The organism is Streptomyces sp. GL_141 (genome assembly GCF_057834385.1).
In genome coordinates this window covers 534,384-549,425 of sequence record NZ_CM174402.1, presented here as the reverse complement: position 1 = coordinate 549,425, position 15,042 = coordinate 534,384, and the positions used below count along the sequence as shown (strand labels likewise).

The window sequence follows — 15,042 nt, the reverse complement described above, 5'->3', positions numbered from 1 at the left end:
GGCCAGGGCGGGGCGTCCGGTCCCTCGGAGAAGGACCGGACAGGGGCCGGAGAAGGACCGGAGAAGGACCGTTACGCCGGGATGAGCGTCTTGCGGCGCCGCTTGCGCTGCGCCGCGGCCGACAGCCGCAGCTCGATGACCGACCGCACGGCCGGCCACTCCTCGTCGAGGATCGAGTAGAAGGCCGTACTGCGCACGGCGCCGTCCAGGCCCCTCGAATGGGCCCGGCGGACCCCTTCGCTGGTGAACCCGAGCCGTTCCATCGCGGCGCGCGAACGTCCGTTGCGGGCGTCCGCGCGGAGCGAGATCCGCCGGACGCCCCAGGTCTCGAAGGCATGGCGGAGCATGAGCAGCTTCGCCTCGGTGTTGATGCCGGTGCCCTGGGCCTGCGGGGAGAGCCAGGTATTGCCGATCTCGGCGGCATCGGGGATCGCCGTAGCCGGATCGCCGAACGGGACCCCCGGCACGGCGGGCCACACCAGCGGCCCCTGCCAGTAGTCGAGTTCCAGGAACCGGGTCGAACCGACCACCCGACCGTCGGTGGCTCTGACCACCGCGAACGGGAGCGATCGACCCGCCGCCTGATCGGCGAGGGCACGGTCGATGTACTCGTGTGACGCCTGCAACCCGTGAGGTACGGGAGTGAAGGCGTAAGTCGTACGATCCTCGGCCCCGGCCAGGGCCAAGGCCTCGGTGTGGTGGGGGGCGAGGGGCTCAAGCCGCACGGAGCGGCCGGCGAGGAGTACGGGTACGGGCACGGAGCCTTCGGTCCTTCTGGGCGGTGGGGTGGTTGCACAGTCTGCGTCCCTGACGTCGCCCCCCGTGCAAAACACGAGTGAAAGGCAACGGGCTGTCAGGTGAACGCGAGTGGCTCAATGTAGCCCCTTAGAGTCCTTTCATGAACCCCCAAATTGGCAATGGCGTGACACTCTTTTTCGAGGACTTGGGTCCCCGCGACGGAGCCTCCGTAATCCTGATCCACGGACATCCGTTCAGCCACTCGATGTGGGCCCCCCAGACGGCCGCACTGACCACGGCCGGTTACCGCGTCATCACCCCTGACCTGCGGGGATACGGGCAAAGCCCGGTGCTTCCGGGTAAAACGCTGCTCGCTGACTTCGCCGACGATCTCGCCGCTCTGCTCGACCGTCTGGGCGTCGAACAGGCGGTCGTCGGCGGTGTGTCCATGGGCGGCCAGATCGCCATGGAGATGGGGTTGCGCCACCCGGGCCGGGTGCGGGCCCTCGTCCTCTCCGACACCTCCGCTCCGCCGGAAACGGAGGATGGCAAAACCTTCCGCCGCAACCTCGCCGAGCGGCTCCTCGCGGAGGGAATGAAGCCCTATGCCGACGAGGTCATCGACAAGATGCTCGCGCCGTACAACGTGACCGGGATGCCGGAGGCCGCGGCCAAGGTCACCGGGATGATGTACGCCACCGACCCGGAGGGTGCCGCTGCCGCCCTGCGCGGGCGGGCCGAACGGTCCGACTACGCCCCGGTGCTCGCGGCGCTGCCGGCCGAGGTGCCCTGCCTGATCGTGGTCGGGCGCGACGACGTCTACACCCCGGTCGCCGAGGCGGAGTCCCTGCACGCGCTGGTCCCGCACTCGGTGCTCGCCGTGGTGGAGCGGGCCGGGCACCTGCCGGGCGTGGAGCAGCCGGAGGCCTTCAACCGGGCGCTGCTGGAGTTCCTCGCGGGAATCTGACCGACGGCGCGCGGGCCGGGGCTTTCGGCTGTCCGGCGGGTGACGAACGGGGCTCCCGGAGGGTGACGAACGGGGCTACCGCGCGCCGGACGGGCGGTGTCAGTCTGTCTGCAGGGTGGTGCGCAGCCGGTAGCGGTCCCCGCTGTACTCCACCGTGGACAGCAGGAGCGGCCGCTGCTGCTTGGTGTACACCGTCTGGTCGAGTACGAGTACGGGCGCGCCCTCGGCGATGCCCAGGTGGCCGGCGAGCTCCCCGTCGGCGTTGCGCGCTTCGATGGTCGCCTCGGCGCGGTCGGGTTCGACGCCCCAGCGGCGCAGTTCCTCGAAGAGGGAGGTCTCGCGGAAGTCGGTGCGGGCGAGGTCGGGCGCGAGCTCGGCGACGACCAGGGTCCGGTCGACGGCGATCCGGACGTCGTTGAGCAGCCGGACCCGCTCCAGGCGCAGGAGCGGGGTGCCGGCGGGCACGTCGAGGCGGTCGGCGTCGTCCAGGGACGCGGTGACGGTGTCGTGGCGTAGGACCACCGAGCTGGCGCGCATGTGCTTGCGCCGCGCGGTGGCGGTGAAGGACTCCAGGTCCTTGGGCCATTCGCGGGCGGGCGCGGGCGCCACCGGCGCCGCGACGAACCAGCCGCGCCCGTGGGACGCGGTGACCAGTCCCTGTTCGACGAGGCGGGCGAGCGCACGGCGCAGGGTGACGCGCGAGACGTCCAGCCGGGTGCACAGCTCGCGCTCGGGCGGCAGCTTGCTGCCCTCGGACAGGCCGCGGCGGGCGATCTCCTCGCGGATGCGGTCCGCGGCCTGGGCCCACAGGGGGTCCGCGGCGCGGGCGTTCGCCGCGATCGAGGAGGCGGCGGCGAGGGCGGCATCGTCGGTCATGTGTCGAACCATACCACTTGCTACCACTTCGACTGGCTTCCGTCCTGGGGGAATCGGGACCTAAGCCCTCGTCTTGATGTTTTCCATAAGACCACGAGAGACCACCGTTGACCAATCCAAAACCACTGACTACCTTCGAGTCGTCCCCACCACCCCGCTCGACGAGGAGTCCCGAGATGAGTACGGCCACAGTCCCGGCCACCGCGCCGGCCGCCGGCAAGAAGCCGGGCCGGATCATGCCGGTCATGCAGCGCATCGGCCGCAGCCTGATGCTGCCCGTGGCCACGCTGCCGGCAGCAGCCCTGCTCACCCGCCTCGGCGGCGCCGACCTGCTGGGCCGCGAGAACTTCCCGGTGATCATCCAGAAGCTCGCGATGGTCCTGGCGGCGGCCGGTGACACCGTCTTCGCCAACCTGCCGCTGCTCTTCGCGGTCGGCGTGGCCATCGGCTTCGCCAAGAAGTCGGACGGCTCCACCGCACTGGCGGCCGTGGTCGGATACCTGGTCTTCAAGGCCGTACTCGCCAGCCCCGCCTTCCCCAAGGGCGTGGACGGCGAGCCCCTCGACGCCAAGGTCCTCGGCGGCATCGTGATGGGCCTGGTCGCGGCCCTCCTCTACCAGCGCTTCAGCCGGACCAAGCTGCCCGAGTGGCTCGGCTTCTTCGGCGGTCGCCGGCTGGTGCCGATCCTCAGCGCCTTCGCGGGCGTCGGAATGGGAGTGGTATTCGGAGTGGTCTGGCCGACCGTCGGCGGCTGGTTCTTCCACTTCGGCGAGTGGCTGGTCGGCACCGGTGCCTGGGGTGCGGGCCTCTTCGGCCTCGTCGTCCGGGCCCTCATCCCGATCGGGATGCACCACTTCTTCTCGGTCTTCCCCTGGTTCGAGGCGGGCAGCTTCGTCAACCCGGCCACCGGCACCGAGGTGCACGGAGACATCGCCCGCTTCCTCGCCGGCGACCCGACCGCGGGCCAGTTCATGACCGGCGGCTTCCCGATCTACATGTTCGCGCTCCCGGCCGCCGCCATGGCCATCGCACACACCGCACGCCCCGAGAACCGCGTCATGGTCAAGGGCATGATGATCTCCGTCGCCCTGACCTCCTTCGTCACCGGCGTGACCGAGCCCATCGAGTTCGCCTTCATGTTCGTGGCCCCGATCCTCTACGCGATCCACGCCTTCCTCTTCGGCGTCTCGATGGCCGTCTGCTACGCCCTCGGCATCCGCGACGGCTTCGGCTTCTCCTCCGGCGCCATCGACTACATCGTGAACTACGGCATCGCCACCAAGCCCTGGATGCTCATCCCGATCGGCCTGGCCTTCGCCGCCATCTACTACGTGCTCTTCCGCTGGGCGATCGTGAAGTTCGACCTCCCGACCCCGGGTCGCGAACGCGATGAGGAAGGCAAGCCGCTCACCAAGGCCGACGCCTCCTGAGCCCGAGCCGGCGGCTCACCCCGACCGGCCCCGCTCCGCCCGACCGTCCTGCACGCACGACCGCCCCGCACGATCGCCCGCCCCCGCCCGCCCGAACCGGCGGGGGCCCGCGCCCCCCCAGACTTCGCTAAGGACCCCCCACCATGTCCGGATCCCGCATCACGTTCCTCGAAGGCCAGGCCGACCAGGGCGCAGCCCTCGCCCGGATCGCCGACCGCGTCCGCACCCAGCTCGCCTCCCCGGAGCTCGCCGGGCTGCGCGCCGCCGAACGCCCCCTGTTCACCGGCATCGGAGCCTCGTACGCCGCCCTCGCCGTCCCCGTACAGCAGCTCCGCGAGGCCGGGATCGTCACCCAGCGCGTGCTGTCCAGCGAGATCGAGACCGGCACCGCCGGCTTCGACACCGACTGCCTGATCGCCGTCTCCCAGGGCGGCCGCAGCTCCGAGACCATCGCCGCCTTCGAGTGCGCCGCCCCCGGCATCACCAAGACCGCGCTGCTCAACGTGGTCCCCTCGCCGCTCGGCGACCTCGCCGACCTCACCGTGGACCTCGGCAACGAGCCCGACTCGTACGCCTCGACCATCGGCTACACCGGCACCATCGTCGCCCTCGACCTGATCGCCGGAGCCGTCGCGGGCCGTGCCGGCGACCCGTGGGGCGAGATCGCCGAGCAGACCACCGCGATCCACGCGCAGGCCACTGCCGTCGTGGCGGGCCTGCGGGAGCGCGGCGCCCGCTGCATCGCCTCCGACGGCGTGGCGGCCGGAGCCTCCCGGGCCTCCGCCGAGGAGGGCGCGCTGCTGCTGCGCGAGGTGGTGCGGATGACAGCGGCCCACTCGGCGACCCGCAACTACCTGCACGGTGAGATGGAGTCGGCGGGCAACACCCTCCACCTCGTCTACGGCGACGGCCGCGAGATCGAGCTGGCCCGCTCGCTGGCGGGCGCCGGCCACCTCACGCTGCTGATGACCACGGCCGAGGTGGAGCCGGCGGACAGCCTGTCGGTCGTCCGCCTGCCCGAGGTCGCGGACGCGGTCCGGGTGGTCCTGGAGACGGTGGTCCTGCAGGAGCTGGTGGCCCAGCTCAGCGCCGAGCGGGACGTTCCGATCGAGTCCTTCGTCTTCGCCAACGACGACACCAAGCAGGGCGGCCTCGACATGTCCGACTTCGAGGTCGCGGCCTTCACCCAGGCCTGAGCCCCCGGCTGCCGGCGCCACGGCCCCGCGGATCCCAGGATCCCGCGGGCCGTGGCGCTTCGGCAGCCTGAGATCATCTGCGGATGGATCGCTTCGTGACGGACCTCGCCCGCTTCGCCGCCACCGGCAGCTTCGGGGACTTCTCCGCCGGTGCCCGGCTGACCGAGCTGGTGGCCGCGAAGGGGGACCCGGACCCCGCGCACTGGCCGCTGCACCAGGCGAGTACGTACGGCCTGAACCACGGCGCCTGCCCGGAGCCCGGCCCGGGCCCGGCCGACGACGGCCACGGAGCCTGAGGTGGACGAGGTGCTGCGCGAACTGCGCTCCGTAGGACCCTTCTTCACCGTGGCGTACGGGAAGGAGCCGCCCGGCCCCGGCTTCCGGCCGCTCGACGAGCTGTACGGGGAGCGGCTCGGGGCCTACGTGGGGGAGGTCGGCCGGCGCATCGGGAGCGGACCCGGGCGGGTGGCGGCCTCGACCGCGCAGTTCGGGATCGCCTCGCGGCTCTGGTCGCTCGGGCTCGGCTGCGCCGTGCTCGCCGGGCGGGTGCCGGACCTCGGCCCCGACCGCCTGTGGTGGCGGCTGCCCGGAGCGGGGTCCCTGGAGCTGTGGCTGCCCGAGCCCGCCGAATTCCCCGGGGAAACACCGGCGCGGGCCCTCGCGGACACCGTGCTCGGCCACCTCGCGGTGCTCGACACGGCACTGCGCGAGCGGTTCGGCGTCTCGCCGCTGGTGCTGCGCGGCAACGCCGCCTCCGGGCTGGTCGGCGCCGTCCGGGTGCTCACGGACCGGGTGCCGGGGGAAGCGGCGGCCCTGCTCGCCGACGGGCTGCTCGCCGACGGCGGCCCGCTCGGCGGGAGCGGCACCTATCTCCACGAACCGGGCCTCGGGGTGGCCTTCGTGCGCCGCAGCTGCTGCCTGTACTACAAGGTGCCGGGCGGCGGATTGTGCGGGGACTGCGTACTGCGGACCAAGTGAGCGGCAAGGGGCCACCGGGTGCGGCGTACCGCTCCCGATGGCCCCCGTGGGCTGTTCGGCGCCCCGCTGATCAGAAGATCAGAAGGTCAGGTTCCAGGCGTCGATCTTGCCGGTGTCCTGGTTGGCGTTGTCGTTCACGCGCAGCGTCCAGACACCGTTGGCCACCTCGGTGGAGGCGTTGACGGTGAAGGTCTGGACGATGTTGTCCGTGCCGCCGCCGGCCCGGTTGCTCAGGACGTAGACGGAGCCGTCCGGAGCCACGAGGTCGACCTTGAGGTCACCGATGTAGGTGTGCTTGATGTCCACGCCCACCTTGAGGGTGGCCGGCGCGTTGCCGGTCACTCCGCTGACCGTGATGGCGCTGTTCACGGTCGCGTTGTCGGTGATCGCGACATCGGTGAGGTTCTCGAAGTACTTGCCGGGGGGCGGGGTCGAGCCGCCGACCGCCTTGAGCGCGTCGACCTGGCCCTCGCCGAAGAACCCGTTGTTGGCCGTGGTGCCCTTGCAGCGGCTGTCGGACGGGCAGGCGACGTCGTTGGCCTGGGTGGCCAGCGCGGTGCGGATCTGCGCCGGGGTGAAGGTCGGGTTGGCGCTGGCGATGAGCGCCGCGACGCCCGCGACGTGCGGGGAGGCCATCGACGTACCGCTCATGGAGCTGTAACCGCCGCCCGGCACGGTGGAGTAGACGTTGCTGCCCGGCGCCGCGACGTCGATGACACCCTGGCCGAAGTTGGAGAACGAGGCCTTGGTGGTACCGGTGCCGTTGGCCGCGACCGTGACCACGCCCGGGAGCTCGGTCGGGATGTCGAGGCAGGCGTTGGTGATGGTCCGGGTGGTCGGCGTCGAGTCGTTGGGGCTCGCCGAGTCCGTGGTCTTGTTGGCGAGGTCGTAGTTCTCGTTGCCCGCCGCGGCGACCTGGAGCGAGCCCTTGCCCTCCGCGTACTCCTGGGCGCGCTTGACGCCTTCGATGATCGCGGCCTGGTCGATGTTGTCCGGGCAGTTGAACTGCCACGGGTCCGTGTAATAGCTGTTGTTGGTGACCTTGAAGCCGTGGTCGCCGGACCACACGAAGGCGCAGATGGTGTTCTCGGCGAAGAACAGCGAGGTGCCCGGCTCGGCCACGCGGACCGAGGAGATCTTCACGCCCGGGGCCACGCCGACGACGCCCTTGCCGTTCTTGGCGGCGGCGACGGAGCCCGCGACGTGCGTGCCGTGGGTGCCCACGTCGCGCCAGGCGCCGGCCCTGGTGTCCGGCTTGCCGTAGGCGCAGGAGGCGGAGTCGGCGGCGTTGAAGTTCGGCGCCAGGTCCTGGTGCTGGTCGTCTACGCCGGTGTCCAGGATGCCGACCTTGACGGAGGCCGAGCCGGTGGTCACGGCCCAGGCCTGGTCGGCCTTGATCTGGGTCATGTCGGCGCGCGCGGGCTCGCCCGCGGGGGTCGTCGACTGGGACGGGTTGGCGGGCAGCGCCGGGTTGTAGGCGTCGGCCGGTACGTCCGAGGTGCGCGTCGCGCCGACCTTCTGGACCCCGCTGACCCCGCGCATGGTGGCCGCGAAGGTCGAGGAGGTCGAGTGGGCGACGATCACGCCGATCTGGTCGTAGTACGAGAAGACCGTGCCGCCGTTCGCCGTGACGGCGGAACGGACCGCGGAGCTGTCACCGGCGGCGGTGATCACCACGTAGGCGCGGGTGCCGGCAGCCCAGGTCGCACTCTGGGAAGTCGGCGCCGCGGCCTGGGCCTTGGCGGGTGCGGAGGCCTCGGGAATGCCGGCCGGGGACACGGGCGCCGTGCCGGCGAGCGCGGCCGGTGCCCCGAAGGCGAGGGCGGCCAGGGCGGCCCCCAGTACGAGGGTGCGTCGAGGTCGGCTGGATATGTGGGGTATCAATGCGTCCTCCGAGAACGGTCCTGCGGTGCGGGTGGCACCTACCGGTCCGTACGAAACGAGTGGTGGACGCAAGATGTCAGAAGCGTGCCCCGATATGGAAGTACCTTTTGCAGCTAGACGGTTCATCGGATCTTGGCTGAAAAACGACTATCGCTAGAGGTGTCGGGGCCGGCCGGGCTGGGCACCGTGGGGGCGAGCCCTGCCCGGCCGGTCCGCGGGGCGTCCCCGTCAGACGGGTACGCCGTCCTTGGTGCCGCCCGGCTGGGCGGGTACGGCCGCGGCCTGCTCGTACGTGTCGTCGGTGAGTGTGCTCTCGTCGAACGGCAGCCGTCCCGCGAGGACTTCGGTGGCCCGGGCCCGGTCGAACTCCTTGGTCCAGGTGCCGATCAGCACGGTCGCGATCGCGTTGCCCGCGAAGTTCGTCAGCGCCCGCGCCTCGCTCATGAACCGGTCGATGCCCACGATCAGGCCGACACCGTCGACGAGTTCAGGCCGGTGCGACTGGAGTCCTCCGGCGAGCGTGGCGAGGCCCGCGCCCGTGACCCCGGCCGCGCCCTTCGAGGCCACGATCATGAACAGCAGCAGGGAGATCTGCTCGCCCAGTGCGAGGGGCTTGCCCATCGCCTCCGCGACGAAGAGCGAGGACATCGTCAGATAGATCGCGGTCCCGTCCAGGTTGAAGGAGTAGCCCGTCGGGACCGTGATGCCGACCACCGGCCGCGAGACACCCACGTGTTCCATCTTCGCGATCAGCCGGGGCAGCGCCGACTCCGAGGAGGAGGTGGACAGGATCAGCAGGAACTCCCGGCCCAGGTAGCGCAGCAGGGCGAAGACGCTGATCCCCGTACACAGCCGCAGCAGCGTGCCCAGGACCACGAAGACGAAGAGCAGGCAGGTCGTGTAGAAGCCGATCATGATGACGGCGAGGGACTTCAGCGCGTCCATGCCGGTCGCCCCGACCACCGCCGCGATCGCGCCGAACGCGCCCACCGGCGCCACCCACATGATCATCGCGAGCACCCGGAACACCAGCTTCTGCAGGTGTCCGATCCCGCGCAGCACCGGCTCGCCCGCCGCGCCCATGGCCTGCAGCGCGAACCCGCAGAGCAGTGCCACCAGCAGCGTCTGCAGCACCTCGCCCCCGGTGAAGGCCGACACCAGCGTGGTCGGGATGATCCCCAGCAGGAACTCCGGCGTGCTCTCGGCGCCGCCCGCCTTGGCCTGCGCCTCGCCCGCACTGCGGGCGGCCTCGGTCAGGTGCAGCCCGCTGCCCGGCTCCAGCAGGTTGCCCACCAGCAGCCCGATGGCCAGCGCCACCGTGGACATCACCATGAAGTAGCCGAGCGCCAGCCCGCCCACCGCGCCGACCTTGGCGGCCTTGCGCACCGAGCCGATGCCCAGCACGATCGTGCAGAAGATGACCGGCGAGATCATCATCTTGATGAGGTTGACGAACCCCGTGCCCAGCGGCTTGAGCTCCACGGCCGCGCCGGGCGCGGCGAACCCGACGGCGATGCCGAGCAGCACCGCGCCGATCACGGCGATGTACAGATAATGCGTCTTGTCGCGCCTGGCGGCCACGATGCCTCCTGGTAGTGCCCTCGCCTCCCCGATGGCGAAGGCGTCCCGGGAGGACCATCGCCCGCCGCTGTGACCCCGGTCACCCTTGCGTTCATTGAGTTCACGCCCGGGTGCACACTGAGCGCCATGTTCCGCTTCCCCCGGCCGCCGCGCAGCCTCGCCGGCCAGCTCTTCGCCATGCAGGTGGTGCTGGTCGCCGCGGTCGTCGCCGGCTGCGCCGTCTTCGCGTACGCGACCGCCCGCGACCAGGCCGAAGACGCCGCCCGGCGCCAGGCCGGAGCGGTGGCCCGCGCGGTCGCGGACTCCCCGTCGGTACGGGACGCGGCGCGGGCGCAGCGGCAGGAGGAGGCGCGCGCACCCGGAGCGGAGCCCGCCCCCGAAGCCCTACGGGGATCCGGGCGCGGGGCCGGGGACCCCGGCGGGCCCACCGCGGCCCTGCAGCCCTACGCGGAACGGGTCCGCATCGACGCGGGCGTGGACTTCGTGACGATCATGGCTCCGGACGGGCGGCGCTGGACCCACCCCGACCCGATGCGCATCGGCGAACCCTTCCTCGGCAACACCGCCCGCGCCCTGCGGGGCGAGACCTTCAGCGAGACCTACACCGGCACCCTCGGCCCCTCGCTGCGCGTGGTCACCCCGATCACCGACGACGGCCGGGTCATCGGCATGGTCGCCGCCGGCATCACCGTCCGCGCGGTCAGCGCCCGCCTCGCCGCACGGCTCTCCGCGCTCGCCTGGATGGCCGGCGGGGCCCTCGCCCTCGGCGGGGCCGGCACCTACGTCGTCAACGCCCGGCTGCGCCGCCACACCCACGGGATGAACGCGGCCGAGCTGAGCCGGATGTACGACTACCACCAGGCCGCCCTGCACGGGGTCCGCGAAGGGCTGCTGATGCTCGACGGCCGGCGCCGGATCACCCTGGTCAACGACGCGGGCCGCGAACTCCTCGGCCTGCGCGGGGAGGTCAAGGGCACCGCGGCCGCCGAGCTCGGCCTGCCCGCCCCGCTCACCGGGGCCCTGCTCTCCGACCGGCCCCGGGTGGACGAGGTCCATCTGACGGTGGACCGGGTGCTCGTGCTCAACAGCGCGCCCGTCGCCGGCGGCGGCCGCCGTGGCACGGTGATCACCCTGCGCGACCACACCGAACTGCTGTCGCTGACCGGGGAGTTGGATCAGGAGCGCGGATTCACCCGGGCGCTGCGCGCGCAGGCCCACGAGGCGGCCAACCGGCTGCACACCGTGGTCTCCCTCATCGAACTCGGCCGCAGCCGGGAAGCGGTGGACTTCGCCACCGCCGAACTCTCCCTCGCCCAGGCCCTGACCGACGAGGTGATCGCCGCCGTCGGCGAGCCCGTGCTCGTCGCGCTGCTGCTCGGCAAGGCCGCACAGGCCCACGAGCGGGGGGTCGAGCTGGTCGTCACCCCGGACAGCGGAGCCATCGGCGCCGGTCCTGGCGGTCCGCCCGCGCGGGACCTCGTCACCGTCCTCGGGAACCTCGTCGACAATGCCGTCGACGCCCTCACCGGCGTGCCCGGCGGCCGGATCTCCGTCACCATCCGCCCCGACGGCCCGGCCGGGCCCCACGGACGCGGGGTGCTGATCGGCGTGGCCGACAACGGCCCCGGACTTCCCGAGGGCGCGGACGTGTTCCGGCGCGGCTGGTCGGGCAAGGGTGAGGGGCGGGGTCTGGGCCTCGCGCTGGTGCGGCAGGTGGCCCACCGGCACGGCGGAAGCGCGGACGCCGACCAACTGCCGGACGGGGGCGCGCGGTTCACCGTACGGCTGCCGGCGCGCGGGGAGGCGGACGCATGAGCACGCCCGAGGTGCGGGTCCTCGTCGTCGAGGACGATCCGGTGGCGGCCGACGCGCACGCCCTCTACGTCGGGCGGGTGCCCGGATTCACCGCGGTCGCGGTCGTCCACTCCCTCGCCGGGGCCACCCGGGTCCTGGAGCGGACCCGGATCGACCTGCTGCTGCTCGACCTGACCCTGCCCGACGGCCACGGGCTGCGCTTCGCGCGCGGACTGCGGGCCGCCGGCCACCCCGCCGACGTGATCGTGGTGACCTCGGCGCGGGACCTGAGGGTCGTCCGCGAGAGCGTCTCGCTCGGGGTGGTGCAGTACGTACTGAAGCCCTTCGCCTTCCCCACCCTGCGCGAACGGCTCCTGCGCTACGCCGAGTTCCGCGCGACGGCGGCGGGCGAGGCGGCCGGCCAGGATGATGTGGACCGCGCGATGGCGGCCCTGCGCTCACCCCGGCCGGCCGAACTGCCCAAGGGGATCGGCGGCCCGACCCTGGAGCGGGTCGCCGCGCTGCTGCGGGCGGCCCCCGAGGGGCTGACCGCGGGCGGGACGGCCGAGGCGGCCGGGATCTCCCGGATCACCGCCCGCCGGTACCTGGAGCACCTGGTGGACACCGGCCGCGCGGACCGCACCCCCCGGTACGGCCAGGTCGGCCGCCCCGAACTGCACTACCGCTGGCTGGCGGCGGCCCCGGCGCCGGCCGGCACCGGCTCGGTGTCGAAGGTGTAGAACTTCCGGTGGTCCAGCATGTCGGCCGGAGTCACGTCGTTCCACGGCCGCATCGTGTCGTTCAGGTCCACGACGTTGGGAGTGCCGGCGGCGGGCAGGTACGGCGACTGCGGGTGCAGCGCCTGCCAGTCGGCCCACAGCTTGTCGATGAAGGCGTGGTGCATCCAGAACACCGGGTCGTTGGGGGAGACCCCGGTGGCCATCTGGCCGCCCACCCACACGTGCACCCGGTTGTGCAGGTTGGCTCCGCGCCAGCCCTCCAGGTTGTTGCGGAAGCCGCCCGAGGAGCTGTTCCAGGGCGCCGCGTCGTACACCGGCATCGCGAGGACGGAGTCCACCTCGGCCCGGGTCGGCAGCTGGGCCACACCGGTGCCGAGCGCGCGCCGCAGGTAGGAGCGCCCGTCCACCCGTACGGCTATCTCCCACTTGCCCGTCGCGTAGGCGAACGGTCCGTCGAGCACCTGCCCGTCCCGGGCCCGCCCGGTGCCGCCGAGGAAGTCGGCGGCCCAGAGGGAGGACCGGGCGGTCCGGTCGGCCGTCCAGTCCCAGTAGGGCAGGGCCACCGCCGGATCCACCTCCTGCAGTGCCGCCTCGAACTCCAGCAGAAACCGGCGGTGCCAGGGCAGGAACGAGGGGGAGCGGTGGCCGACCCGGTCGCCCGAGTCGGTGTCGCCCATGATGAAGCCGTTGTGCGTGGTGACGAAGCGGTCGTAGCGGCCGGTGCGCTTCAGTTCGAGGAGCGCGGCGACGAACGCCTTCTTCTCCTCGGGGGTGAGCGAGGCCTGGTTCTTGCGGATGGTCATCACATGCCGCCCATCGGGACGAGGGCGGCGCCCTGGAGTTCGCGCACGGCGGCGCGGGCGAGCGGGAGCGGTCCGGAGAAGGTCTCGTAGTGGTTGACCACGCTGATCCAGCTGCCGTCGGCGTTCCGCATCACGTGCAGTTCGCGGCCGTCTATGAGGACGGTCGGCTGACCGGGGGCCTGGTGGCCGCCGTGGTGGCCGCCGTGGTCGTTTCCGCCGCCCGAGGCGGGAACTATCCGTATGCGACGGCCCTGGTAGACCTCGTCGACGGTGCCCGCGGGGGTGGCGGGTGCGGCGGTACGGGATCCGGTGACGGCCGCGTGCGCGGTGGCGCCTGCGAGGCCGAGGGCGGTGAGTGCGCCGGCAGTGGCGCCTAAGGCCTGTCGGCGGGTGATCTTGTTCATGGGCCGAAGAGGTATCAGGGCGCCGGGAACGGAGGGCTGCTATCCGGACATGCGCGGATAAGTTGCCGGTCGAACTAGTTGGATGATCTTCCCGTCCGGAGCGGCTCCAGCAGCCCGGACGGGAAGACCTGTGCGAAAAAGCTTAACCGGCAGGAAATCCTGCGGTGGCGCGGGGTGGCTATGGAAGGGATCACACCGCGGAGTCGGCCGGAAGCCGCAGTGAAAACCTGCCTCCGGGGCCCGCTCCGGCGGTCAGCGTCCCCCCGTGCGCCGATGCGATGTCCCGCGCGATGGCCAGCCCGAGCCCGGTCCCGCCCGCGTCCCGGCTGCGCGAGGCGTCGAGCCGGGTGAAGCGGGTGAAGATCCGCTCCCGGTCCGCCTCCGGGACCCCGGCGCCGTCGTCGCGGACCTCCAGGACGACCGCGCCGGGCCCGGCAGTGACGGTCACCGCGACGGCCTCGCGGGCGTGCCGCTGGGCGTTGTCGAGGAGGTTGTCCAACACCCGGGCCAACTGCCCGCGGTTGCCGCGGACCAGGGCCGGCCCGGTGGTGTCCGCCGGTTCCGGCACCGGGATCGACACCGACACCGGCACCCGCCCTTCGGGGCGCCGGGCCAGGGTGTCCCGTACGAGGTCGCGGAGATCGAGAGCGGTCCGCTCGGGGGCGCGGCCCGCGTCGAGGCGGGCCAGCAGCAGCAGGTCGTCCGCGAGCTGCTGCACCCGGATCACGTCGTCCAGCAGTTCCCTGTGGTGCAGGAGCCGCGGATGGGCGATCCCGACCTCCACGTGGGCGCGCAGCGCGGCGATGGGATTGCGCAGCTCGTGCGAGGCGTCGGCGACGAACCGGCGCTGACGGTCCATGGACTCCTCCAGCCGGTCCAGGGTGGAGTTCACCGTCCGGGAGAGCCGGGCGACCTCGTCGCGCGAGGCCGGCACCGGCACCCGGCGGCCCAGGTCCCGCTCGGTGATCTCCGCGACCTCGGTGCGGATCGCCTCCACCGGACGCAGGGCCCGGCCGGTGGAGCGCCAGGTGACGGCGGCCACGAGCAGGACCAGCAGCGGGATGCCGGGGACCATGGAGCGGAGGATCAGGTCCTGGGTGTACCGGGCGGTCTCCAGGCTGGTGGCGGCGTACACGGTGGCTCCCGCGCCGTCGGCGGTCGCCGCCCGGACGGCGACGAGCCGGAAGGGGTGGGGGCGGGGATCGGGGCGCAGGGCCAGGTCCAGACTGCGGGCGGCCGAGTCGTGGCCGTCGGCCGGTTCGAAGGAGGCCACGGGGCCGCGCCCGGCCAGATTGTGGCTCGCGGCGAGGATCCGGCCGTCGTCGGTGACCACTTGGAGCAGGCAGTCCTCGCCCTCGGGTACGGCGAGGCGGTCGACGAGCCGCCCCGATCCGGTGACCCCGGCGACGGCCTCGGCGCGGGTCAGCGCGGTGCGCTCGGCGGAGCCGACCAGTCCGTGGCGGATCACGCCGAACAGGCCCGCGCAGGCGGCCAGCAGCGCGACGGTGACGATGGCGACGGCGCCGAGGGTGGTCCGCACGCGGACCGATCCGAGCGGGAGCCGGAATCCGGGGAAGGAGAAGGGGCGGAGGGAGGGAGAGGTGAAGGGGGAGGTGAAGGGGAAGCGGAGCCGCGATCGCGGTCGGAGGCG

Annotated in this window: 14 protein-coding genes; 7 read left to right on the top strand and 7 right to left on the bottom strand. The window is 72.4% G+C overall.

Going from position 1 to position 15,042, the window contains the following annotated elements; translation table 11 throughout:
* Nucleotides 1–71 precede the first annotated feature (71 nt).
* On the bottom strand, nt 72–758 hold the full coding sequence (locus AC3IX6_RS02355; protein ID WP_489368497.1) for a GNAT family N-acetyltransferase: 687 nt from the start codon (nt 756–758) through the stop codon (nt 72–74).
* Nucleotides 759–898: 140 nt separating this feature from the next.
* On the opposite strand from AC3IX6_RS02355, the gene AC3IX6_RS02350 reads away from it, so the two are divergent.
* Nucleotides 899–1,705: an alpha/beta fold hydrolase gene (locus tag AC3IX6_RS02350; protein WP_489368496.1), complete on the top strand. Its 807-nt coding sequence runs from the start codon at nt 899–901 to the stop codon at nt 1,703–1,705.
* 99 nt (nt 1,706–1,804) lie between these two features.
* On the opposite strand, the gene AC3IX6_RS02345 is transcribed toward AC3IX6_RS02350, so the two are convergent.
* On the bottom strand, nt 1,805–2,581 hold the full coding sequence (locus AC3IX6_RS02345) for a GntR family transcriptional regulator (RefSeq protein WP_489368495.1): 777 nt from the start codon (nt 2,579–2,581) through the stop codon (nt 1,805–1,807).
* Between the two features lie 176 nt (nt 2,582–2,757).
* Here AC3IX6_RS02345 and AC3IX6_RS02340 point away from each other — a divergent pair, with 176 nt between their 5' ends.
* The 4 genes from AC3IX6_RS02340 to AC3IX6_RS02325 all read left to right on the top strand — a co-directional run bounded on the left by AC3IX6_RS02340 (nt 2,758) and on the right by AC3IX6_RS02325 (nt 6,185).
* Nucleotides 2,758–4,011, top strand: a complete 1,254-nt coding sequence (locus AC3IX6_RS02340; protein WP_489368494.1) for a PTS transporter subunit EIIC — start codon at nt 2,758–2,760, stop codon at nt 4,009–4,011.
* A 143-nt stretch (nt 4,012–4,154) separates the two neighbouring features.
* Nucleotides 4,155–5,207 (top strand): SIS domain-containing protein, encoded by a 1,053-nt coding sequence (locus AC3IX6_RS02335; protein ID WP_489368493.1) that lies wholly within the window; start codon nt 4,155–4,157, stop codon nt 5,205–5,207.
* An 83-nt stretch (nt 5,208–5,290) separates the two neighbouring features.
* Nucleotides 5,291–5,503 carry a hypothetical protein gene (locus AC3IX6_RS02330; protein ID WP_489368492.1) on the top strand — a complete coding sequence of 71 codons (213 nt, stop codon included), beginning with the start codon at nt 5,291–5,293 and terminating at the stop codon, nt 5,501–5,503.
* Between the two features lies 1 nt (nt 5,504).
* A complete protein-coding gene (locus tag AC3IX6_RS02325; RefSeq protein ID WP_489368491.1) occupies nt 5,505–6,185 on the top strand; it encodes a (2Fe-2S)-binding protein in 681 nt (226 codons plus the stop codon).
* A 78-nt stretch (nt 6,186–6,263) separates the two neighbouring features.
* Here the strand turns inward: AC3IX6_RS02325 and AC3IX6_RS02320 are convergent, their stop codons facing one another.
* Nucleotides 6,264–8,069 carry a S8 family peptidase gene (locus AC3IX6_RS02320; RefSeq protein WP_489368490.1) on the bottom strand — a complete coding sequence of 602 codons (1,806 nt, stop codon included), beginning with the start codon at nt 8,067–8,069 and terminating at the stop codon, nt 6,264–6,266.
* Between the two features lie 228 nt (nt 8,070–8,297).
* Nucleotides 8,298–9,650, bottom strand: a complete 1,353-nt coding sequence (locus AC3IX6_RS02315; protein ID WP_489368489.1) for a cation:dicarboxylate symporter family transporter — start codon at nt 9,648–9,650, stop codon at nt 8,298–8,300.
* 126 nt (nt 9,651–9,776) lie between these two features.
* Between AC3IX6_RS02315 and AC3IX6_RS02310 the strand changes: the two genes are divergently transcribed.
* Together AC3IX6_RS02310 and AC3IX6_RS02305 are read left to right on the top strand one after the other, a co-directional pair.
* Nucleotides 9,777–11,465: a sensor histidine kinase gene (locus AC3IX6_RS02310; RefSeq protein WP_489368488.1), complete on the top strand. Its 1,689-nt coding sequence runs from the start codon at nt 9,777–9,779 to the stop codon at nt 11,463–11,465.
* On the top strand, nt 11,462–12,184 hold the full coding sequence (locus AC3IX6_RS02305) for a response regulator (protein WP_489368487.1): 723 nt from the start codon (nt 11,462–11,464) through the stop codon (nt 12,182–12,184). The genes AC3IX6_RS02310 and AC3IX6_RS02305 overlap by 4 nt, the downstream gene beginning before the upstream one ends.
* Here AC3IX6_RS02305 and melC2 read toward each other — a convergent pair.
* From melC2 to AC3IX6_RS02290, 3 genes are all read right to left on the bottom strand, one after another.
* Nucleotides 12,124–12,987, bottom strand: coding sequence for a tyrosinase MelC2 (gene melC2 / locus AC3IX6_RS02300; RefSeq protein WP_489368486.1), 864 nt, complete (start codon nt 12,985–12,987; stop codon nt 12,124–12,126). The two genes, AC3IX6_RS02305 and melC2, sit on opposite strands and share 61 nt — an antisense overlap.
* Nucleotides 12,987–13,391: an apotyrosinase chaperone MelC1 gene (melC1, locus tag AC3IX6_RS02295; RefSeq protein WP_489368485.1), complete on the bottom strand. Its 405-nt coding sequence runs from the start codon at nt 13,389–13,391 to the stop codon at nt 12,987–12,989. Before melC1 ends, melC2 begins: the two co-directional genes overlap by 1 nt.
* A gap of 190 nt (nt 13,392–13,581) precedes the next feature.
* Nucleotides 13,582–14,931: a sensor histidine kinase gene (locus AC3IX6_RS02290; protein WP_489368484.1), complete on the bottom strand. Its 1,350-nt coding sequence runs from the start codon at nt 14,929–14,931 to the stop codon at nt 13,582–13,584.
* Between the last annotated feature and the right edge of the window lie 111 nt (nt 14,932–15,042).